The sequence below is a fragment of the Dyella sp. OK584 genome (assembly GCF_057787755.1).
The window spans coordinates 1,522,057-1,544,481 of sequence record NZ_CM173542.1; the positions used below are offsets into that span (position 1 = coordinate 1,522,057).

A 22,425-nucleotide genomic window follows, 5' to 3' on the forward strand; every position below is an offset into this window, starting at 1 on the left:
TATGACCATCCAGCGCACGTCGCGGATCCACCGCATCGGCACGCTCACTCTGGCGTTATGGCTGGCCGGCTGCCAAACACTGCCGCAGCCCAGCGACAACGGGGAGCTGCAGAGGGAGGCCCTTGCCGGCACCGAGAAGCCGGCTCCCGCGCCGACGCCGCACGGCAGCAGTGGTGCGGAACAGCCCGCCACGGTGCAGCCACAGATCAGCAGCGGTAGCGGCCAATTCGTGCAGGCCACCGGGCTGGCGCAACCGCGCAAGGCGGCGGCGGGCGATGGCGCCGTCACCTTCAACTTCGAAAACCAGCCCGTGCAGGCGGTGGTCAAGGCGATCCTCGGCGACCTGCTCAAGCAGAACTACACCATCGTGCCGGGCGTGCAGGGCAACGTGTCGTTCTCCACGTCCGAACCGGTCGACAGCAGTCAGGCGCTGCCCATACTGGAGACGCTGCTGTCGTGGACCGGCAACGCGCTGGTGCAGCGTGAGGGTCGCTACATCGTGATGCCGGCGAAGGACGCCGTCGCAGGCAACCTGGTGCCGAGCCTTGGCGCCGCCGCACCGCAGGGTGGCTTGCAGGCGCGGCTGTTTCCGCTGCGCTACATCTCCGCCAGCGAGATGCAGAAGCTGATCAAGCCCTTTGCACGGCCCGAATCGGTGCTGCTGGTCGACTCGTCACGCAACCTGATCGTGCTGTCGGGCACGCCGCAGGAATTGGTCAACTACCAGCGCACCGTGCAGACCTTCGATGTCGACTGGTTGCGTGGTATGTCGGTCGGCGTTTTCAGCCTGCAGCATGCGGGCGTCAACGACCTGATGCCGCAGCTCGACCAGATGTTTGGTCCCAAGGGCGACACGCCGCTGGCCGGCATGCTGCGCTTCATTCCGATCGAGCGCACGAATGCGCTGGTGGTGATCAGCACGCAACCCAACTACCTGCGCGAAGTGGGCGAATGGATCGCGCGCATTGATCGCGGCGGCGGCAACGAGCCGGAGTTGTACGTGTATGACGTGCGCAACATCAAGGCGTCCGACCTCGCGCAATACCTTGGGCAGATCTACACCAACAATGCCAGCAGCGGCAGCACGGGCGCCAAGGTGGGCCCTGGCCTCACCTCCGGCACGCTCGGCTTGTCGGACAACGCCAATGGCTCGGCCAGCGGCATGGGTAGCACCGCCGGCAGTTTCGGCAGCAACACCACCGGCGGTATTGGCAACACCGGCGCCAGCGGCAGCAGCGGTGCGGGGCTCGGTGGCAATGCCGGGCTCAATAGCAACACCGGCCTGAGCACGGGTGGACAGAGCCAGCAAGGTGGTATCGGTACGTCGAATTTTGGCGGCGGTGCGTTCGGCAACGGCAGCAACAACAACGCGCAAGCCAGCCAGCAGTACACCTCCGAGGATGGCAGCATCCGCATCAGTTCGGTGGATGCGAATAATCAGTTGATGGTGCGTGCGCGCCCCTCGCAATGGGCCGAGATCGAGTCCGCCATCAAGCGGCTGGACAACACGCCGCTGCAGGTGCAGATCGAAACGCGCATCCTGGAAGTGAACCTCACCGGCCAGTTCCAGTTTGGTGTGCAGTGGTACCTGGAAGGCCTGATCGGCGGCACCAACAACGGCAACGGCACCTACACGCCGGGCCAGCCCGGCAACCAGCAGCAGTGGGGACTGGGTCAGGGCGGCTCGCAGTACAACCCGGGCACCAGCACCTCGCCGGGCGATGGCTTCTTCTATTCCTTCATCAACCACAACCTGCAGGTAGCGGTACGCGCGCTGGAAGTGAGCGGCAACACCAAGACGCTGTCGGCGCCGTCGATGGTGGTGATGAACAACCAGATGGCGCAGATCCAGGTCGGTAACCAGATCCCGATCAACCAGACCAGCGTGAATCCCGGCGTGGGCACGGCCGTCTACAACTCGGTGAACTACCTCAACACCGGCGTGATCCTCAGCGTGCAACCGCGCGTGAATCCCGGCGGGCTGGTCTACATGAACATCAGCCAGCAAGTGAGCCAGGTGGACCCGACCGTGGCCGCGGTCAACGGTAACCCGACCATCAGCCAACGCCAGATGGCGACGCAAGTGGCAGTGCAGAGCGGGCAGACGGTGTTGTTGGGCGGCCTGATCCAGCAGCAGGAAGGGGCGACCAATACCGGCATTCCGGGCCTCAACAGCATTCCGGTAGTGGGCCGCCTGTTTGGCAGCACCAGCCGCAACCGCAATCGCACAGAACTGATCGTGCTTATCACGCCGCGCGTGATCGGCAGTGGCGAAGAAGCCAGGCAGGTCACGGACGAATACCAGCGCAAGTTTGAATCGCTGGCACCGCTACGGGCGCAGACCAGCACGAATCCCTGATCCCTCGCTCCCTCTCCCCTTTGGGGAGAGGGTTGGGGTGAGGGGGCAGTCTTGCGATGACGCCTATTGCCTTTTTGCCTGTATGTAGGAGCGCACCCTGTGCGCGACCGGTTCTTGCTTCAGGATTGAGTGCTTCCGCCAGCTTGCCGCCTATGCGGCGGGCATTTCGATCGCCTGCCGGCGACCGAGTCACTTTTCTTTTGCTGGCCCAAAAGAAAAGTAACCCAAAGAAAATGGCCTGAAGGGCTCAGGGCGATATGCCGAGTACAAGCGTTGGCTACGGAGGGCTTCGGCCGCGCGGCGTGCTACCTCAAGGACTGTGGCTACACCGCAACGCGTTGATGTACTGAGGGCTTAAAGCGAAGCCGCTGCTTTGCTCCCTCTCCTCTTCGGGGAGAGGATTGGGGGTGAGGGGCGGGTGCTTGCGTAAACTCCCCAATTAGCAGTGCCGATCTGCGCCAGCAAGGCTGCGCAAAGGCTGCCGCATCGCCCGCAGCTATCATCTGCGCCATGAGTTCCTCGCCTTCCTTCCCTATCACCCCGCTACTCCCCGAGATCAGCGCCTCGCTCGCCTGCCATCCACGGCTGGTGCTCGAAGCGCCACCGGGAGCCGGCAAAACCACCCAGGTGCCACTCGCACTGCTGGGTCAGCCATGGCTCGCCGGCCAAAAAATCCTGGTGCTGGAACCACGGCGCATCGCTGCGCGTGCCGCCGCGCAATTCATGTCGAAGCAGCGAGGCGAAGACGTAGGGCAAACCATCGGCTACCGCATCCGCTTCGAATCGAGGATCAGTGCCGCCACGCGCATCGAGGTGGTCACGGAGGGCATTCTCACCCGGCTTATCCAGGACGATCCCGAACTCACCGGCATCGGCGCGATCCTGTTCGACGAATTCCACGAACGGCATCTCGCCGGCGATCTTGGCGCAGCGTTGGCGTTGGACGTACAGGGCACGCTGCGGCCTGATCTTCGCATCGTGGTGATGTCGGCCACGCTCGATGGCGAACGCATCGCGCAGTGGCTGGATGCGCCGCGCATCAGCAGTCCGGGCCGCAGCTTTCCGGTGCGCGTGGAGTATCCGCACGCACGCGTGCAGGAGAGCATGGAACATCACCTCGCGCGCATCGCACGCCAGGCCCTGCAGGAAAACGACGGTGACGTGCTCGCCTTTCTCCCAGGGCGCCGCGAGATCGCCCGCACGCAAGCCGTGCTGGATCAATCGCTCGACAACGACGTGGAAATCGTTGCCCTGCATGGCGAGCTTTCGCTTGCCGAACAACAGGCCGCGCTAAGCCCTGCGGAGCTCGGTACGCGGCGCATCGTGCTCGCCACCAACGTCGCCGAATCCAGCGTGACCTTGCCAGGCATCCGCGCCGTGGTGGACAGCGGCCTCGCTCGCGAGCCGCGCTTCGATCCCAACTCGGGTTTTACGCGACTGGAGACAGTCAACATCTCCCAAGCCTCCGCCGACCAGCGCACCGGCCGAGCCGGCCGTGTCGCAGAAGGCGCAGCGTATCGCCTGTGGCCGCAGAGCAAGCGCCTTGATCCTTCGCGCACGGCGGAAATTGCGCAGGCGGAACTTTCCGGTCTTGCGCTGGAAATTGCTGCTTGGGGCATCACCGCCAACAGCGGCAGCGAATTGCCCTGGCTGGATGCGCCGCCGTCCGGCGCGCTGGCCCAGGGACGCGAACTGCTCACCCAGTTGGGCGCGCTCGCCGCCGATGGGCGCATCACTGCGCTGGGCCGCGAAATGCTCGAACTGGGTGCAACACCGCGCCTTGGGGCAGCGGCGCTGCGCGCTGCGCCCGAGTTGCGTGCCTTGGTGGCCGATCTGCTGGCGCTGATGGAAGCGCGTTCGCCACTGCGTGGCGAGCAAGCGCGTAGCGACGATTTCCGCGCGCGCGTCAACGCATTGCATGCCTGGCGGGATCGCCACACGGCCGGTGCACGCGGCGGTGCAGATGCAGGCGCGCTGGCCGCCATTGAACAGGCCAGCAAGGGCTGGCGTCGTCGCCTTGACCTGCGCTCGGCAGCGAGCGGCGTACCCGACAGCCATGCCGTGGGTGATTTGTTGTTGCATGCCTTTCCCGACCGTGTCGCTCGTCGCGACGACAACAATCCCCTGCGCTACACGCTGGCCAATGGCCGCGGCGCACGATTGCATGAAAACACCGCCTTGCACGGCGAGCCGTGGCTCGTCGCGCTCGATCTTCGCTTCGATGCGCGCGACAGCCTGATCCTTGCCGCCGCGCCACTCGATCTGCGCGTGCTGCAGCGTGACTATCCCGCGCAATTCCACCGCGAACGCGTGCTGCGATGGAACGACGAGCGCAACGCCGTGGAAGCCTTCGAGGAACAACGCTACGCCGCCATCGTGCTCGATCGTCGCAGTGTGCCGGTGAAGCCGGAAGATGCGCTGCCCGCCATGCTCGCCGCCATTCGCACCAAGGGTATCGATGCCCTGCCGTGGAGCGAAAATGCAAGACGTCTTCGCGCGCGCATTCAGGCCCTGCGCGCATGGATGCCGGAGCTTGGCCTTCCAGACGTCTCCGACATCGCGCTGCTCGATACGCTAGACGACTGGTTGTCGCCTTACCTCAACGGCAAGCGACGTCTGGATGCATTGAGCGCCGAGGAGCTGTCGCAGGCACTGGGCAGCTTGTTCGACTACGAACAGCGCCGGCAATTGGATGCTCAGGTACCCGAAAGCCTCACCGTACCCAGCGGCATGAACCGTCGCCTCGAATACGCCGAAGGTGAGCCACCGGTACTCGCCGTGAAGCTGCAGGAACTGTTTGGCCTGGCTGACACCCCGCGCATCGCCAACGGCCGGATCCCCGTGACCTTGCATCTGCTCTCACCCGCCGGCCGCCCCATCCAGATGACGCAGGACCTGAAAGGGTTCTGGGAACGCACTTATCCCGAAGTGAAGAAAGAGCTGAAAGGGCGCTATCCCCGTCATCCGTGGCCAGACGACCCTTGGACCGCTGCGCCGACACACCGGGCCAAGCCTCGCGGCACGTGAGCTGTTGCGTTTCCCAAGCCGTCGCACCGTCAACCGAACCTGCAGACCCAACAGAACGGCGCCCCCGGATGGCCTGCTTTCATCCACGCGCAGCAGGGGACTGTGCCTGAATCGCAAAATATTACGCTTTCCAGTTGGATCATCGAGGTTGATAATGACAACCATTCTTATTCGCAATACTTGCCACGCCGCTTTCTCCGCCCCAAGTGAGACCGGCGATGGATGCCCTTTTACCGTCAGCTTGATTCGCCCCAATAACCATGACAAATCTGCGAACCAACCCCTTGCACGCTGCCCTCATCGCCTTGCTCGCGCTTCCCGCGTCGGCATGGGCTCAATCGGCTACTCCGGCCAACACACAGACCACCGACGGTAGCGCCAAGACATTGGGTGCCGTTCGCGTCACCGGTAGCGTCATCGGCAATAGCTACGACACCGACACATCGAACATCGGCGCCAAGGTGCCCACCGCGTTGCGTGATATCCCGCAGTCCGTGGTGGTGGTCAATCGCGAGTTGCTGGATGCGCAAGGCGCAACATCGCTGGCTGACGCGCTGCGCAACGTGCCGGGCATCACCATCACCGCTGCCGAAGGCGGCACCATCGGTGACAACATCAACCTGCGTGGCTTCACCGCGCGCACGGATATCTATCTCGACGGCTTTCGCGATCGTGGTCAGTACTATCGCGATACGTTTGACCTCGCCGCCGTTGAAGTGCTCAAGGGGCCGTCTTCCATGTTGTTCGGCCGCGGTTCGACGGGCGGCGTGATCAACCAGGTGAGCAAGGTGCCCGAGCTCAAGCCCAGCGCCGAGATTTCGACCACCGTCGGCACTGACGATCACTACCGCGTCAGCGGTGATTTCGACACGCCCTTCTCGGCCACGTCCGCGGGTCGCCTGAACGTCTTTGCGCAGGACATCCATTCCACCCGCGATGTCGTTTCCAATAAGGATGGTGGCATTGCGCCGTCGCTGCGTTTTGGCATCGGTACGCCTACCGAGATTACGTTGTCCGCGCTGATTCAGCGCAACGTCGACCAGCCCGATTACGGCCTGCCGCCCATCAACGGTCGCCCGGCCAATGTCAGTCACGACAACTACTACGGTTTTACGAGTGATCGCACCACGCAGACGGTCAACGTGTTGAGCGCGCGACTGGATCATCGATTCAGCGACGACCTGCAGCTGCGCAGCCAAGTGCAGTACAGCAACTACAAGGTCGATGCTCGCGAAACGGCGCCCAATACCATCGTGACCAATACGGGCGTGACGCTCAACAGGAACCTGGGCAACCCCACGGACCTGCCGCTGCAGGATCTGCAGGTACAGCTGGCCAGCCACGATCGCGTGATTCACGACCGATCGTTCGACAGCCAGACCGATCTCGTCGCCAACTTCGATACAGGCAGCGTGCGTCACACGGTAATCACCGGCCTCGAGCTCGGCCACGACAACTACGACAACCAGGCCTATACCCGAGGCAATCTCCCACTGGTTTCGTTGCTGGACCCGGTGTTGCAAGCGCAGCCCGATAGCGTCACGCGCACCGTGGGCAACCATGCGCTCGGCAGTTCCGATACCGCCGGTGTCTATGCCAACGACACCATGCACTTCGGCGATCATTGGCAGCTGGTAGCTGGTCTGCGGCGTGACCGCTTCTCGGCGGATCTGAGTAATACCATTTCGGCGCCGCTCCAAACCTCGCAAACGGTTTACTTCACCAGTGTTCGCAGCGGCCTCATTTACCAGCCGAGCGAAGAACAGTCGTATTACCTTTCGTGCGGCACGTCGTTCGATCCGTCGCTCGAAACGCTCACGGTGACCAACGGCACGCAGGCTCTGCAGCCAGAGAAGAACCGCTCCCAGGAAGTGGGCGGCAAGTGGGATCTGGCGGACGATCGCATACTGCTTAATGCCGCCGCCTTCCAGGTCACCAAGACCAACGCGCGAACCCAGACCTCCACCGGCGAGTACGAACTGCAGGGCACGGTGCGCGTGCGTGGCATCGAGCTGGGCGCGACCGGTCGCCTGACGGAACACTGGCAGATCTTCTCCGGCTATACGCATCTCAACTCGGATATCGTCAAGGCGCTGGACGGCACACAGGGCAACGAACTTGCCAACACGCCGCGCAACAGCGGTACGGCCTGGAGCACCTACACTTTCGCCAAGCATTGGGAAGTGGGAGGTGGCGCGACTTATCAGTCGGAACGCTACGCGGCCAACAACAACCTGGTGAGCGTGGGCGGCTATACGCGCTGGGACGCCACCGTCGCCTATCATCAGCCGAAGTACGATATTCGCCTGAACCTGCTCAACTTCACCGACAAGAAGTATTTTGTCGGCGTCATCCAGTCCGATGGCGGTCGCTCGATTCCGGGCATGGGTGCCACGGAAATGCTGACCGTGACCTATAGGCTTTGATCGCAAGGAACCGATAGCCATGCTGGTCGTGATCCCAGGCATCCTCAACGAAGAACAGCTGGGATTATTCCGGCGGCGTCTGGATAGCGACGACGCGCCCTGGGTGGATGGCCGCGCAACGGCCGGCCACCAGGGCGCGCAGGTCAAACGCAATCTTCAGATCGCCGAGGGAACACCTCTCGCCCATGAGCTCGGCGATATCGTCCTGGCGGTGCTGGAGCGCTATCCGCTGTTCATCAGCGCGGCGTTGCCGCATCGGGTCTATCCGCCGATGTTCAACCGCTACCAGGATGGCATGCATTTCGGTAGCCACGTCGACGGATCAGTACGACTTCTGCCGGGCACCAAGGACAAGATCCGCACGGATCTGTCGGCCACATTGTTTCTGGCCGACCCGCAGAGCTACGACGGCGGCGAATTGTTGATTGAGGACGTCTACGGTACGCAGTCGGTGAAGCTGGCGGCGGGCGACATGATCGTCTACCCATCGAGCAGCCTTCATCAGATCACGCCGGTAACGCGCGGTGCGCGACTGGCCTGTTTTTTCTGGGTGCAGAGCATGGTGCGCAACAACGAACAGCGAGCTCTTCTGTTCGACCTGGACCGAAGCATTCAGCGCCTCAATGCAAACCAAAGTGATCCGGCCACGCGCATCGAACTGACCGGCTGTTATCACAACCTGATGCGCATGTGGTCGGACGTGTCGTAAGACTTCGGTCGCCCGGGATCTATGTGTCGCGGTTAGAACGGACGGTGGAAAGTGGTGACAGGTGTCCGGCGAGGTGAATGACCGCCATGACGACGAGGTTGATGGCAAGCGCGATCAAGCCGGTATACATGGACACGCTGAAGCTTCCGATAGCAAGGTGATGAATGGGCTTGAGGCCATCGGACCAGATCAGCCAGGTTCCACTGCACAGGCCGGCAGCCCACCCAGCCAGGAGCGACGAGGCCCGTAGGCGCGGCCAGAACAAACCGAACACAACTGCGGGCAGTGTCTGCAAAATCCACATGCCGCCGAGCAATTGCAGATCGAGGGCGAAGTGGGTTGGCAAGAACAAGATGGCCAGCAGCGCGCCCACCTTCACGACCAGCGACGCCAGCTTCGCTACGCGAGCCTCGGCTTCTGGCGTAACGGCGGGGTTGACGTACGCCTTCCAGAAATTGCGCGTAAAAATATTGGCTGCGCCAATGCTCATCACGGCAGCAGGCACAAGCGCGCCGATCCCGATGGCGGCGAATGCAAAGCCGGCAAACCAGCTCGGGAACAACGTCTTGAACAGCGCTGGCACGACATCGTTATTGCTTGCGAGCTGCAGGTGCGCAGCATGCCCCATGTATCCCAGCAGCGCGAGCAGGCCGAGAAGAAGCGTGTATGCCGGCAGGAGAATGGCATTCTTTCGAATGGTGTCGCTGCTCTTGCTTGCAAAGACACCAGTGAGCGTATGCGGGTACATGAATGCCGCGAGCGCCGAACCGAGTGCCAGTGAGGCATAGGGAACAAATTGGTCGGGAGTCAGCAGAATGCCGCCCGATCCCTTGGCCTTGAATGCCTGGTCAGCCGCATCAAACACCGCCGCGTAACCTCCGAGCTTGCTCGGTATCACCGCCACGGCGGCGATCACGGCGATATAGATCATGATGTCCTTCACGAATGCGATGAGCGCCGGCGCCCGGATACCAGCCGAATACGTGTAGACCGCCAATACAACGAATGCGATGACGAGCGGAATTTCACCATGCATGCCAAGCGCCACGAACACGGACGTCATGCCGACCAGCTGCAGTGCGATGTAGGGCATGGTCGCAAGTACTGCCGTCAGGGCCACGGCGAGTTCGAGCGCACGTGAACCGTATCGTCCGTAGACCACATCCGCCGCGGTGACATAGCCATTTTGTTTCGCCACTCGCCAAAGCAAGGGCATGACGGCGAAGACGAAGGGATAGACGATGATGGTGTACGGAAGTGCAAAGAATCCGTATGCGCCGACAGCGTAGACCAGGGCGGGAACCGCAATGACGGTATAGGCGGTGTAGAAGTCACCACCGACGAGAAACCACGTAATCCACGTGCCAAAACTGCGCCCGCCCAAACCCCATTCGTCCAGATTCGTCTGCGTCGAGGACCGCTTCCAGCGGGAAGCCCAGAAGCCCATCACGGTGACGAGTACAAAGAAGGCGACAAAAACTCCGATCGCCACATAGTCGGGTTTAGTCGTCATGGGATGTCCTCCGATAGACAGCCCAGATCAGGAGGACGGTGATGGGTACCCACAGAAGCTGATACCAATAGAAGAATGGAAAGCCCCAGAGGGCAGGCTCGGCCCGGTCATACGAGGGCACATAGAGCAATGCCAGGAACGGCAACAGGAGCAGTAGTCGCACCGGGCGTGGTCTGACAGGGTTCTTGCTCATGGGAGAAGCTCCACCCGTTCGTCGCGGGGTTTATATTGGTGAGCGCACGCATGTAGCGGGTGAAGATGGCCCAGCATTCCAAGTGCGATCTCGGTCGGTGGACGCTAGGCCTGTTCGCTCCTCGAGCGAACAACCATCCATCGATAGTCGACCTTCCTCGGCGCGGAAGGATCCTGGCGAAAGGACGAGTCTTTGATGGAAAGTCGCGCGATCACGACATGGTTGTCTATTCAAGCCAATCTCAGCCATAACCCATCGCGAATGCGATGGGCGGATTCGGTCGGAAGGGAAGATCCTCTTCCGAGCGATATCTATTCACCGTTTCATCAAGTCAACTTAACTTGGCTTCGTGCCGTGGGCGAGGCTTCCCGTTTACCGCTACGTTTTCTTCACTGCCATTTGATCTGGGAGCGCAATCCATGCCGAAGCAGAACATTTTGACGATGGGTGTGGATCACATAGGTCTCACTGTGGAGGATCTCAAGCGCTCGTGTAGTTTTTTCACGGATTGCCTTGGATGGCAGGTGGTTGGCGAGAATCCGGACTATCCGGCTGTGTTTGTTTCGGACGGTCACTTTCGGCTGACGTTGTGGCAGGTCGACAAATCGGGCGGCTATGTCGCGTTCGATCGGCGAAAGAACATCGGCTTGCATCATCTCGCGCTAAAAGTGGCGGATTTGGCGAGTCTGCACGATGTCTATGCACGCGTATCGGCGTGGCCGGGTGTGGTGACCGAATTTGCGCCCGAGTCGGTGGGGAAGGGCCCCAACGTGCATTGCATGTTGCGCGAGCCCGGCGGCACGCGCATCGAATTCAGATATACGCCAGCGGCGTAGTGCACGCCGGTCGATGACGCTTGGTCGCCAAGTCGGTCCGTTACTGCGAGCAGGCCAGAACACCGTATGACGTCGCCAACGAGGAGTCCTTCCTTGCAGGCATGCTGCGTGGCGTTGTCTTTCCGTCGGTGCGCGAAGTGAGCCGAACGCGGAGGTGAAAGCGAGCGTCGCAGCCTCTTCAGCCACCAAAGCATTCCTGGCCGCACTGGCAAGCCAAGCCAACCTGTGTAGACTCCGCCGGAGTCCCCAATGTCACTCGCCACAATGCGCGTGGGTCGTCGATCCAGCGCATGTACTGACACCAGAGCGTTTCCTCCACACACGAGGTACCTCCATGTTGATGCGATGTGTTGTGTTTCTGGGTTTGCTTGGCCTGTCCACGCCCATGCTGGCGGCGACGCCATCGCCGGGAGCTGCTGCGGTAGCAGTCAAGGCGGATACACCCAGGACGACATCGGCAGGCACGCAGTTTGTGGTTCCTGCTGAATGGTCGGTGCGCGTCAGCGGCCCCAAGGTAACGCTCGCTCCGCCGGAGGCAGGGTCACAGGCTGTATTGGTCGACGTGAAGGCCAAGGACGCTGATGCGGCGGTGGCACAGGCGTGGAAGATCTACGCACCCGCCAAGACCTGGCCGCTGCAGGTAGCCACCGATAGTTCGCCGCGCGACAACTGGGATCAGGTCCGCGTCTACAGTTACGAGACGTCCGCCAACGACAAGCGCGGCGTTACTGCCATCGCCTATCGTCATGGCGAGCAATTCACCGTGCTGATCTACGACGTGGCCAATGCGGTGGGCGAGAAGCGCGGGTCGCAGTTGCGCGCCATTTCCGACCGCTTGTTGCCCAAGGGTTACAAGCGCGAAAGTTTTGCCGGCAGGAAGGCGCATGCGCTGGACGCCGCTCGCGTTCAGTCGCTCAAAACATTTGTGGACGAAGCACGCAAGGCTTATGACGTGCCAGGCGTGGCCATCGGCCTGATCGATCACGGCAAAGTGGTGTTTGCCGGCGGTCTGGGCGTGCGCGAGATCGGCAAACCCGAGCCGATCGATGCAGACACGCTCTTCATGATCGCCTCCAACACCAAGGCGCTTACCACGCTGATGCTGGCGCGTCTGGTGGACCAGAAGAAGTTCGGCTGGGAAACGCCCGTGGTGCAGGTGATGCCATCGTTCAAGCTGGGCGATGCCGACACCACGCGACAGGTGCTGATCCGCCATCTGATATGCGCTTGCACCGGCATGCCGCGACAAGACATGGAGTGGCTGCTTAATAGCCGGGACGCAACGCCTGATACGGTGATGAGGGCGCTGGGTGGCATGCAGCCCACCAGCAAGTTCGGTGAACTGTTCCAGTATTCCAACCTGATGGCTGCCGCTGCCGGTTACATCGGCGGGCATGTGCTGTATCCGAACATGGAGCTGGGTGCGGCCTACGATCTGGCCATGCAGAAGCAGGTGTTCGATCCGCTGGGCATGCGTTTGACTACGTTCGATTATGACCGCGCACTGCTGGGTGATCATGCCACGCCACACGGGCTGGATGTGGACGGCCATACAGCCGTCGCCGGTATGGGCATCAACGATTCCATTCGCGCCGCGCGACCTGCAGGTGCGGCGTGGAGTGCGGTGAGCGACATGCTTCGCTACGTGCAGATGGAACTGGACAGCGGCGTGTTGCCGGACGGCAAGCGCTACGTATCGAAGGAGGCGCTGCTTGAGCGTCGCAAGCCCAATGTTGCGATCGGCACCACGGCGAGCTATGGCATGGGCCTGATGGTGGATCGCACCTGGGGTATTCCCGTGGTCCATCACGGCGGCGACCTGGCCGGGTTCCATTCGGACATGATGTGGCTGCCGCAACAGGGCGTGGGCGCAGTGATCCTTACCAACGCGGATGCTGGTGTGTTTATCCGCGGTCCGTTTCAGCGGCGTCTGCTGGAGGTGTTGTTCGATGGCAAGCCCGTCGCGCAGGGAGATATCGATGCTGGCGTGAAGCGGCTCAAGGCGCAGATTGCCGCCGAGCGCAAGCGGCTCACCGTGCCGGCGGATGCTGCCGAGTCGGCGAAGCTTGCCGAGAACTATCGCAACCCCGCGGTCGGCAGTATCCAGGTGGAACACAGCGGCAAGGCCACCGTGTTCAACTTCGGCGCCTGGCATAGCGAGGTGGCTTCGCGGAAAAACGACGACGGTTCCATCTCGTTTGTGACCATCTCGCCGGGCTCGGACGGTTTCGAATTTGTGGTGTCCGGAGCATCCGCCAGCCGCAAGCTGGTGTTGCGCGACGGGCAGCACGAGTACGACTACGACGAGGTGAAATAGCGCATGGCACCGCCGAGACGAAACCGGCTTCAAGTTCTGCTCGGCGGTGTGGCGCTGCTATTGTCTGCAGTCGTGGCGGCCAGTCCCCTGAAGGTACCCCAGGTCCAGGTGGACTCCACGCGGGTCTACACGTACCAGTGTGAGGGCGGCAAGTCGTTGGTGGTGACTTACTGGAACAGCCACGCCGGGCAAAGCTTTGCGCTGGTACCGGTGGACGGCCAGCCGATGCTTTTTGTCGATACGGTGGCCGCTTCCGGCGTGAAATACGTGGCCGGCCGCTACACGTGGTGGACCAAGGGCAACAACGGCAACCTGTACGACATCACCGCCGGGCCGAATGCGGGCCCCATCGTCGCGGGTTGCACGGCCGCCGTGGGGAAGTGAGTTGGCCTCGGGTCCTTCCGTGCCCAGGGGTATCGCGTTCGAATCGTGAGTTGTTGCGACCGAACGATGCTGCGACGCATGATGACAGCGGCAATTTCTCTCGATCATGCTTTCAGCACATAAAACAACGCACTGACCGATCGGCTGGCGCAAGAACATGGCCGGCGTGTCTGAATGCGTTTCGCGCCTGGCTGCGAAGGGCCGCAGCCTTTTAAATACAACAATATGGGGAAGGGAATGAGCTATCGCCGCTTACCGCAGGTGCGGGTCGTGTGTTCCGATCGATGGCACCGGCGTCCACTAGCCGTCGCTTGTGCGGCCGCAGTGCTTGCTCTGGCCACCGTGAGTGCAGCCTCCGCACAGGAGACGCAAGATCAGACGCCGCCCAAGCCTGCCGATGCCAAAGCGGCACCGGCTCAGCCGCCGGCCAAGCCCGCCGCCAGGAAGTCAGAGGACACGGCAAGAAACCTCGACACCATCGTGGTCACGGGCATTGCGGGCAGCATCCAGAACGCGCTGAAGACGAAAGAGAGCTCGGACAACATCGTCGAAGCGATTTCCGCCGAGGACATCGGCAAGCTGCCGGATGCGAGCATCGCCGAAAGCCTGTCGCGCCTGCCGGGCCTGGCGACGCAACGCGCCGATGGCCGTGCGAATCTCATTTCCATCCGCGGCCTGTCGCCCGACTTCGCGGGCACGACGCTCAACGCGCGCGAGCAGGCCACCGTTGGTGAAAACCGCGGCGTGGAGTACGACCAGTACCCGGCCGAGCTGATCAGCGGCGCCGTGGTCTACAAGACGCCCGACGCCAGTCTGGTCGGCCAGGGTCTGTCCGGCACGGTCGATTTGCACACGATCAAGCCGCTGGATCTACCCGGTCGTGCAATGGCCGCCAACCTGCGCGGCGAATACACGACCAACGGCAAGCTCAATCCGGGCAGCGGCGTGGGCGACCTGGGCCATCGCGCCAGCTTCTCCTACATCGATCAGTTCTTCGATCACACGCTGGGACTGGCCATTGGCTTTGCGCAGCTCGACTCGCCGATTCAGGAAAAGCAGTACCAGGCGTGGTGGTGGAGCATCGACAACGGTCCGGGCAGCATCGAGCAGGCATGGGGCGGCCCGCACTCCCCGGGCATGCCCGATGGCGTGATTTCGCAACAGGGCATGCAGCTTCGCGCGCAGTCAGAGAGTCAATTGCGCAACGGCCTGATGGCCGTGCTGGAGTGGGCGCCGAACGACTCTTATCACTCCACGCTGGACATGTACTACTCCACGTTCAACGAGAAGAAGTTCACCAACGGCGCGCAGTGGGCCAGTGGCCCGTACGACAACGCAGGCCCCGCCGTGTACAGCAACGTGGGCGTGGTGCCGTCGCAGCCGTATCCCATCGTCACCACCGGCACCATGGGCAACATCGCGCCGATCCTGCAGAACGACTACAACAAGGAACACGACAAGCTGTTCTCGGCGGGCTGGAACAACCAGTACGACTTCGGCAGCGGCTGGCAGGGCCTGGCCGACCTCTCGTACTCGACGGCCAAGGTGGACCTGCGCGACGCGTATCTCTTCAGTGGCCTCGCCAATGGCGGCACGACCAGCGTGAACTACAGCACGCCGCTCAACTTCGGCTTCCCGAACTTCAGGCCGGACGTGAGCCTTGCGGATCCCGGCTCGGTCGTATTCACCGATCCGGACAACTACGGCTACAACGGTCGCGAGGAGTTCGACAAGCAGAAGGACACCATCAAGGCCATCCGTCTGCAGATCTCCCATCCGGTGGGCTGGATCTTCAGCACGTTCGACCTGGGCGTGAACTACTCCGACCGCAAGAAGACCAAGTCGGCGGATGTCTTTTTCGCATGGCTCAACGGCAACGGCTCGGACTCGGGCACGTACGACCACACGATGGGCGTGCCGGTCAATCCGGCATACCTGCATGGCCCGACTGATCTGGGCTATGGCGGTATCGGCGGCATCCTCAACTACAACGTGCTTGATGCGCTGTCGAACCAGTTCTATCTCACGCAGCGCAACGGCCAGTCGGACTGGAGCCGCAATTATTCGGTCGAGGAGAAGGTGCCGGTCGCCTACCTGAAGTTCAACATCGACACCATGCTGGGCGACGTGCCGTTGCGCGGCAACATGGGCGTGCAGTTCGTGCATACCGATCAGTCGTCCGAAGCATTGCAGACCAATGGCGACGCGCTGGTCGGCAGGCTCACCGGTGGCACCACGTACAACAATGTGCTGCCCAGCCTCAACCTGAATGCGGAGATCGCCGATCGCCAGTACCTTCGCTTCGGCTTGGCCAAGACCATGGCGCGCGGCCGTATCGACGACGAGAAGGTGGCGAGTTCGGCCAGCGTGTCACAGGTAACGGAGGGGCCGGCCGCTGGGCAGGTGCTGTGGTCCGGTAGCGGCGGTAACCCGCTGTTGAAGCCTTATGTCGCCGTGGGCGCAGATCTGTCGTGGGAAAAATACTTCGGCCAGTCCAGCTACGTGGCGGCCGCGGTGTTCGGCAAGAACCTGCTCAACTACATCTACAACAAGACTGTTCTGGACTTCAATTTCGAGCAGGCCGGCTTCATCAACGACAACCCGACGCTGACGCCCACGAGCCCCATCGGCTCGTTCACCCGTCCAGAAAACGGTACCGGCGGCAAGATGCAGGGCCTGGAACTGGCGGCGGCCCTCGAAGGCGGACTGCTGACGCACGCGCTGGATGGCTTTGGCGTGCAAGCCAACTTCTCGCTGACCAACAGCAGCATTCCGGTGAGTTCGGTTTCCTCGATTCCCGGTGGGCCGTCCACACTGCCCGGTCTCTCGCGCAAGGTGGCGAATCTGGCCTTGTATTACGAGAAGAACGGCTGGTCTGCGCGCATCGCTGAACGCTATCGCTCTTCGTACACCGGTGAGGCCGTTGCACTGTTCGACCAGCTCGGCTACATCCAGATCCTTCCGGAGCTGGGCACCGACTTCCAGGCTGGTTATGCGTTCTCCGAAGGCAAGTGGAACGGGCTGTCGGTGCTGCTGCAGGTCACCAACCTCACCAACGAGCCGGTCAGGACGCGACAGATCTCCGCGCTGCCCAACAACGTCATCGTGGGTCGTCCGCTCGACTACAACACGTGGGGACGCACGGTAATGTTCGGCATTAACTACAAGCTTTGAGCTGAACCACGGGGCGGGCGTTTCGCACCGTGGACAATCTGAGGTGATTGGCCCGTCATTCCAGCGAACGCTGGAATGACGGGTGGTTCAAGTCGTCTCGGAAGCGCAAGTGTTCTTGCACGATGGCTTCCGCAGGTCATGCGGGCGCAGTTATGCTCGGGGAGTCCCCACGGAGACTTGCCATGCGCGAGCTATATCCCGCCATCGAGCCCTACGCCACGCACCGACTTGCCGTCGACGACGTTCACGAACTCCACGTGGAGGAGTGCGGCAATCCGAAGGGAGTGCCCGTGGTATTTCTCCACGGAGGTCCGGGTGCCGGAGTCTCAAGCTTTCACCGGCAATTCTTCGATCCCGCGCGTTACCGCATCGTGCTGTTCGACCAGCGCGGCGCAGGTAAGTCCACGCCGCATGCGGAACTGCGCAACAACACGACGTGGCATCTGGTTGCCGATATCGAGGCGATCCGCGAATACTTCGGTATCGAGCGTTGGGTGGTCTTTGGCGGTTCGTGGGGTTCGACTCTGGCGCTGGCCTATGCGCAGAAATATCCCGAGCGTGTGCTTGGGCTGGTGTTGCGTGGCATTTTCCTCGGTACACCCGACGAGGTGCGCTGGTTCAACGAACTCGATGGCGGCGCCTCGCGGATCTTCCCCGAGCGCTGGGCACGTTTCCTGGCGTATATCCCTGAGCAAGAGCGCGGCAACATGGTGGAGGCGTATTGGCGCCGGCTCGACAGTGACGATGAGGCGGTGCGCTTCGCCGCCGCGATGGCCTGGGGCAACTGGGAAGGCGGCAGCACCACGCTGATACACGATCCCGATGAGCCGGGCCATTTCGAGAACCCGCAGGCGGCGATCAGCGTGGCGCGCGCCGAGGCGCATTATTTTCGCCATGCCATTTTTCTCGAACCCAACCAGTTGCTTCGCGACATCGAGCACGTTCGCCACATCCCCGCGACCATCGTGCACGGCCGCTACGACATCATCTGCCCGGTGAAGAGCGCATACGACCTCGCCACCGCATGGCCCGAGGCGAAGCTCCATATTGTGCTGGCCGGTCACAGCGCGGCCGATCCGGCGATCGTTGACGTGCTGGTTACCGCCACGGACGCGCTGGCGGATCGGTATTGCTGAGCGGACTGATCCGTCTGGTCCGATGAGCTACCGGAAGGCAGGCCAGGGCTAGCCCAGGGTCGACATTCAGGCACCTGGGCGGGCGCTCCGAGTCGCGATGAAAAGGTCCGATCCATCGCTGGCGCGTGCGCCACATCAGAGGCAATCCATACGTCGTCCTTAGTAATCGCTTAGTGCCGTTTCTCCGAAGATCAGCTCCTGGATTTCTGCCGCGTGGCGGGCCCGCGAACACTTCAGTCCGCATTAAGTTGCGCAAGCAGAGCATCCGTTCCCAATCCACGGGGACATGTCATGACCAAGCGCTTTGTTGGCAATCGGATACTGATCGGCCTAGCCGTAGTCGCCCTGGCGGCGGCGCCACTTGCCGCGTCGGCACGTGACGGTCGGGGGCATGATGATTGGCACCATCAGGGGCGCGATCACGGTTATTACAATCGCGGTGGCTGGGGACATGACGGTGGGCATCACGGTGGCCACTGGAGCGGCGGGCGCTGGATCGCCGGTGCGCTTGTGGTGGGCGCGGTAGCTGGGCTTGTGCAGAGTGCGATTGCACCGGCACCTGTCTATTACGAGCAGGCCCCGGCGCCTGTCTATTACGAACAGGCCCCGCCGGTGGTCTATCGCCAGCCGACCACCGTCGTCTATCGCCAGCCAACGACGGTGGTCTATGAAGACGCGCCCGTTGAGCAGCCCCGCACGGTTGTGTACGGCGCACCTTATGGAGCGCGCTACGAGGATGAAGGTGGCGATGGCGAGTGACGGCATGCGTTAGCGCAGACTGGCATGTAGAAGAGCCCGGCTATCACCGGGCTCTTCGCTTTTTATGGCGCCTCATGGCGGCGCTGTTTGCCGCATGGCCAATGGCTTGCGCTATTCCCGTGGTGGGGCTTCGTGCTGCGTCACAAGATGCTTGAGAATGCCGCCGAGGCTACGCAGATCCTGGCTGTTGTGGCGCGCGACACGGTGCAAGGGTGCAGCAGAGCCGCCGCGGAGGAAGCCTAGCCATGCCGCGGGTGCTTCGGAGCCAGGCAGGTCGTCTTCACGCGCGACGCGCAGCAGCTGGCGCTCGGCGGTGGCAAGGCGACAGTTCTCCCATGCGCCACGCCAACGGCGGCGCACGGGATGCAGCAGGTCGATGTGCGTGAGCCCTTCGAGCGGACAGGTTCGGTGGTGCAGACGGAAGCGCGTCTTGAGCAGCGGCGAGTCGTAGGACTTGCCGTTGTAGCTCACCAGCACCGTGTCATGTCGCAGCCAGGAAGCGAAGCAGTCGAGCATGGCCGCTTCGGCAGCCAGCGTGGTGATCAGCAACTGGCGCTCACGAAACTGTCCCTCGTGCCAGTCGGCCACGCCGATCATGAAGGCGCGTGTGCCGGTGCCGCCCGCGAGGCCGGTCGTTTCGGTATCGAACAACAGCAAACGCTCGGGATCGATCCATTCATCAACGCGCGCGAACTCCGCATGAAACGTTGCCGGCGTTGGCGGCCACGCGCTGACTGTTTCGGAAAGCTGCAGGCCAGGCGCGATCGTGCTTCCGGGCAGCGCCACAAGTTCGGTCGAAGGGCGAGGTTTGACACCGGCGCGCTGACGAATGCCGAGCAACTGGCGAAGGTTGTCGGGTAGCGGTTCCGGGCGCCGTGGCTGCGCCACGGTTGCAACACCGGCCTGGCGACGCAAGCCGCGTAATTTGTCGGCAAGCGCGCTCACAAGGCGACGATCAAGTCGAACACGCGGGTGGCAAGCGATTTCAGCGAATGGTCGCCTTGTTCATCGGCCGCCAGCACCGGGCCCACGCAGGCAGGGCAGCCTGTACGGCAATCGCAGCGGCGTACCAGCTCTCGCGCAAGTCGCACCAGATCTTCACGGCGTTCGTACAGCGGCGCGCTCAGGCCCACGCCGCCGGGAAATGCGTCGTAGAGATACAGCGTGGGCACGAAGGGACCGCGCATGGCGCCATCGCCTTCGCCGAGGTTGGCGCGGATCTGCGCGCGGCCGTTGGTATCGGGTGTGGCGAACCATGCGCCATCGCCACTGCCTACGGCTTTCTGCAGGTCACGCGCCTCGGCCATCACCGCCACCGTCGCGACGATGTGCAATGCATGCGCGGCGGCGAGGAAGCCGTCCAGTGCCTGCTGGCGGTGATCGAACGCCTGGTCCAGCGCGCGTTGTGGCAGTTGCCACCAGACGGCGGTGGTGTGCAGTTCAAGGTCAGGCAGATTCACCGGGCCGTAGCCGATGTTCTCGTGCGTGTAGTAGCGGATCTTCTTGTAGCCGGCCACGCGACGCGCCACGTGCACTTCGCCGTGATGCGCGCTGCCTTTGCCGGCGGGCGATCCGTCGAATGCTTTGAGTACCTTGAGCTTCGTGTAGTCGATAGCGTCGGTGTAGTAGTCCACATGAGTGCGTGTGACATAGGCCTTGCGACCGTTCCAGTCGAGACGTTCCACCTGATACGGCACCGACTGGATCATGTGAATGGCACCTTCGTACAACGTCAGGGACGCCGCGCTGAAGTCGACTTCGGCCACAATGGTCTGGCGACCGTCGGTACGGTCAACCACGACAAAGTTACCGTCCGCGACCGAGCGCAATGACACCGCAATCGCCGGGTAGCTGTCGGCGATCCATTCGAAGCGTTCGCCTTCCTGGTGCAGCACACCTTCTTCGGCCAGCACTTGCAGCCATGGCGTGGCGTCCTGTGCGCCGAACACTTCGCCATGGTTGAACGGCAGCTCGAAGGCGGCGCAGCGGATATGGTCGAGCAGGATCAGCGGCTGGTCGGGCGCGATGCGTGCGTGTTCCGGCGGCGAACCCTGGAAAAATTCGGGATGGCGCACCAGATACTGGTCGAGCGGATCGCTGCTGGCCACGAGCACGCCAAGCGATGCCTGCTGCCGGCGACCCGCGCGACCGAAACGTTGCCAGGTGGCGGCCACGCTGCCGGGATAACCATTGAGCACCACCACGTCCAGCGCGCCGATATCCACACCAAGTTCCAGCGCGGAGGTGCTGACGATGCCGTCTACCTGTCCCGCACGCATCTCGCGCTCCGCGGCGCGGCGTTCCGTCGGCAGGTAGCCGCCACGATAGGCACGAATGCGTGGTGGCTTGCGGGGGTCACTGTCAAACACGTCTTTCAGATACTTGGTGAGCACTTCCACCATCAGACGCGACTGCGCAAACACCAATGTCTTGAGCCCCGCGCGGATCGCCGTGCGCGCAATGCGGTTGGACTGCGAACGCGCCGAGGCGCGCAGGCCGAGATCGGGATTGATCACCGGCGGATTCCATAGCAGCACGTGTTTCTCGCCCACGGGTGCGCCGCTTTCGGTGATGGCTGTAACCGGTTGCTCGATCAGCGCGCTGGCGTGTTCGGCGGGATTGCCGATGGTGGCCGAGCACAGGATGAACTGTGGCGACACGCCATAGAACGCGCACACGCGCTGCAGCCGCCGTAGCACGTTGGCTACGTGCGAACCGAACACGCCGCGATACGTATGCACTTCGTCGATCACCACGTAGCGCAGGTTCTCGAAGAACTGCGCCCATTTGGTGTGATGCGGCAGGATCGCCTGATGCAACATGTCCGGGTTGCTCACCACGATGTCGCCATGTAGCCGGATGGCCTGTCGCGCATCGCCCGGAGTGTCACCGTCAAAGGTGAACGCCTTGACGCCAAGCGCACCGGCCTGGTTCAACTCGAGCAGTTCAGCCACCTGATCCTGCGCCAGCGCCTTGGTGGGAAACAGGAACAGCGCCTTGGCCTGCTGACGAATCGCTGCACTGATGACCGGCAGCGTGTAGCACAGCGACTTGCCCGAAGCGGTGGGTGTGGCGATAACCACGTGCTCGCCGGCGGCGGTGGCGTTCCAGGCTTGCGCCTGATGCGCGTAGAGCTGCTCGATGCCGCGAGCGCGCAAGGCCTGCGCGAGTGCGGGAGGCATGTCACCGGGGAGTGCTGCGTACTGGCCCTCACGGCCGGGCAGCACGAAGGCGCCGGTGATGCGGTCGCCATAACGCTTCGCGAGTCGCCGCGCCAGCTGGTCGCCACCAGAGGCGGGCGCGGCCAAGGCGCCGTCGTGACGCACCGCACGTTGGGCCAGGGGGTTGGGCAAGGCGTTCATCGGGTGCGCTCCGTCGTGGAACGGCATTGCACCGGTGGGTCGTCTCAATTTATGAGACAGGGCTTGAAAGCGGCGTTTGGCGCTGAAGTCTTCATCCCAGCGAAAGCTGGGATCCAGCCTCCTTCTCCGCGCTTGTAAAGGCACTGGATCCCGGCTTTCGCCGGGATGACGTTTCAATCATGACGTTTCAGAAGTGCGTAGCGCCTCGGTCACCCGCCTCGCGAAGCCGC

14 protein-coding genes are annotated in these 22,425 nt (G+C 62.6%); 10 read left to right on the plus strand and 4 right to left on the minus strand.

The genetic code is table 11. The features are described 5' to 3' along the window. Position 1: 1 nt before the first annotated feature. The 4 genes from gspD to AC3CBN_RS06860 all read left to right on the plus strand — a co-directional run bounded on the left by gspD (position 2) and on the right by AC3CBN_RS06860 (position 8,521). The gene (gspD, locus tag AC3CBN_RS06845) at positions 2-2,359 is read left to right on the plus strand and encodes a type II secretion system secretin GspD (protein ID WP_488636060.1); all 2,358 of its coding nucleotides are present in this window, start codon (positions 2-4) and stop codon (positions 2,357-2,359) included. Positions 2,360-2,869: 510 nt separating this feature from the next. After that, positions 2,870-5,386 carry an ATP-dependent helicase HrpB gene (gene hrpB, locus AC3CBN_RS06850; RefSeq protein ID WP_488636061.1) on the plus strand — a complete coding sequence of 839 codons (2,517 nt, stop codon included), beginning with the start codon at positions 2,870-2,872 and terminating at the stop codon, positions 5,384-5,386. Positions 5,387-5,646: 260 nt separating this feature from the next. Then, positions 5,647-7,812 (plus strand): TonB-dependent receptor, encoded by a 2,166-nt coding sequence (locus AC3CBN_RS06855; RefSeq protein WP_488636062.1) that lies wholly within the window; start codon positions 5,647-5,649, stop codon positions 7,810-7,812. A gap of 19 nt (positions 7,813-7,831) precedes the next feature. Continuing rightward, entirely contained in the window at positions 7,832-8,521 is a 690-nt protein-coding gene (locus AC3CBN_RS06860) for a Fe2+-dependent dioxygenase (protein ID WP_488636063.1), read from the plus strand. A 19-nt stretch (positions 8,522-8,540) separates the two neighbouring features. On the opposite strand, the gene mctP is transcribed toward AC3CBN_RS06860, so the two are convergent. Both mctP and AC3CBN_RS06870 read right to left on the minus strand, forming a co-directional pair. Then, entirely contained in the window at positions 8,541-10,034 is a 1,494-nt protein-coding gene (mctP, locus tag AC3CBN_RS06865) for a monocarboxylate uptake permease MctP (RefSeq protein WP_488636064.1), read from the minus strand. Continuing rightward, positions 10,024-10,227: a DUF3311 domain-containing protein gene (locus tag AC3CBN_RS06870; protein ID WP_488636065.1), complete on the minus strand. Its 204-nt coding sequence runs from the start codon at positions 10,225-10,227 to the stop codon at positions 10,024-10,026. The genes mctP and AC3CBN_RS06870 overlap by 11 nt, the downstream gene beginning before the upstream one ends. Positions 10,228-10,646: 419 nt before the next feature. On the opposite strand from AC3CBN_RS06870, the gene AC3CBN_RS06875 reads away from it, so the two are divergent. The 6 genes from AC3CBN_RS06875 (at position 10,647) to AC3CBN_RS06900 (ending at position 18,833) form a co-directional block, all read left to right on the plus strand. Next, positions 10,647-11,063, plus strand: coding sequence for a VOC family protein (locus tag AC3CBN_RS06875; protein ID WP_488636066.1), 417 nt, complete (start codon positions 10,647-10,649; stop codon positions 11,061-11,063). Positions 11,064-11,397: 334 nt separating this feature from the next. Continuing rightward, positions 11,398-13,380 carry a serine hydrolase domain-containing protein gene (locus AC3CBN_RS06880; protein ID WP_488636067.1) on the plus strand — a complete coding sequence of 661 codons (1,983 nt, stop codon included), beginning with the start codon at positions 11,398-11,400 and terminating at the stop codon, positions 13,378-13,380. Between the two features lie 3 nt (positions 13,381-13,383). After that, complete coding sequence (locus tag AC3CBN_RS06885; protein WP_488636068.1) at positions 13,384-13,764, plus strand: MliC family protein; 381 nt, start codon at positions 13,384-13,386, stop codon at positions 13,762-13,764. A gap of 237 nt (positions 13,765-14,001) precedes the next feature. Next, positions 14,002-16,938 carry a TonB-dependent receptor gene (locus AC3CBN_RS06890; protein ID WP_488636069.1) on the plus strand — a complete coding sequence of 979 codons (2,937 nt, stop codon included), beginning with the start codon at positions 14,002-14,004 and terminating at the stop codon, positions 16,936-16,938. A 182-nt stretch (positions 16,939-17,120) separates the two neighbouring features. Then, positions 17,121-18,074 carry a prolyl aminopeptidase gene (gene pip, locus AC3CBN_RS06895; protein WP_488636070.1) on the plus strand — a complete coding sequence of 318 codons (954 nt, stop codon included), beginning with the start codon at positions 17,121-17,123 and terminating at the stop codon, positions 18,072-18,074. Positions 18,075-18,365: 291 nt separating this feature from the next. Beyond that, on the plus strand, positions 18,366-18,833 hold the full coding sequence (locus tag AC3CBN_RS06900; RefSeq protein ID WP_488636071.1) for a hypothetical protein: 468 nt from the start codon (positions 18,366-18,368) through the stop codon (positions 18,831-18,833). A gap of 111 nt (positions 18,834-18,944) precedes the next feature. Here the strand turns inward: AC3CBN_RS06900 and AC3CBN_RS06905 are convergent, their stop codons facing one another. Beyond that, positions 18,945-19,778, minus strand: a complete 834-nt coding sequence (locus tag AC3CBN_RS06905) for a ribonuclease H-like domain-containing protein (protein ID WP_488636072.1) — start codon at positions 19,776-19,778, stop codon at positions 18,945-18,947. Then, positions 19,775-22,186 (minus strand): DEAD/DEAH box helicase, encoded by a 2,412-nt coding sequence (locus tag AC3CBN_RS06910; protein WP_488636677.1) that lies wholly within the window; start codon positions 22,184-22,186, stop codon positions 19,775-19,777. The genes AC3CBN_RS06905 and AC3CBN_RS06910 overlap by 4 nt, the downstream gene beginning before the upstream one ends. Positions 22,187-22,425 lie beyond the last annotated feature (239 nt).

Excerpts from the sequence above, each read along its gene's own strand:
- gspD (WP_488636060.1), top strand. The coding sequence starts at position 2 with ATGACCATCCAGCGCACGTCGCGGATCCACCGCATCGGCACGCTCACT.
- hrpB (WP_488636061.1), top strand. The coding sequence starts at position 2,870 with ATGAGTTCCTCGCCTTCCTTCCCTATCACCCCGCTACTCCCCGAGATC.
- AC3CBN_RS06855 (WP_488636062.1), top strand. The coding sequence starts at position 5,647 with ATGACAAATCTGCGAACCAACCCCTTGCACGCTGCCCTCATCGCCTTG.
- AC3CBN_RS06860 (WP_488636063.1), top strand. The coding sequence starts at position 7,832 with ATGCTGGTCGTGATCCCAGGCATCCTCAACGAAGAACAGCTGGGATTA.
- mctP (WP_488636064.1), bottom strand. The coding sequence starts at position 10,034 with ATGACGACTAAACCCGACTATGTGGCGATCGGAGTTTTTGTCGCCTTC.
- AC3CBN_RS06870 (WP_488636065.1), bottom strand. The coding sequence starts at position 10,227 with ATGAGCAAGAACCCTGTCAGACCACGCCCGGTGCGACTACTGCTCCTG.
- AC3CBN_RS06875 (WP_488636066.1), top strand. The coding sequence starts at position 10,647 with ATGCCGAAGCAGAACATTTTGACGATGGGTGTGGATCACATAGGTCTC.
- AC3CBN_RS06880 (WP_488636067.1), top strand. The coding sequence starts at position 11,398 with ATGTTGATGCGATGTGTTGTGTTTCTGGGTTTGCTTGGCCTGTCCACG.
- AC3CBN_RS06885 (WP_488636068.1), top strand. The coding sequence starts at position 13,384 with ATGGCACCGCCGAGACGAAACCGGCTTCAAGTTCTGCTCGGCGGTGTG.
- AC3CBN_RS06890 (WP_488636069.1), top strand. The coding sequence starts at position 14,002 with ATGAGCTATCGCCGCTTACCGCAGGTGCGGGTCGTGTGTTCCGATCGA.
- pip (WP_488636070.1), top strand. The coding sequence starts at position 17,121 with ATGCGCGAGCTATATCCCGCCATCGAGCCCTACGCCACGCACCGACTT.
- AC3CBN_RS06900 (WP_488636071.1), top strand. The coding sequence starts at position 18,366 with ATGACCAAGCGCTTTGTTGGCAATCGGATACTGATCGGCCTAGCCGTA.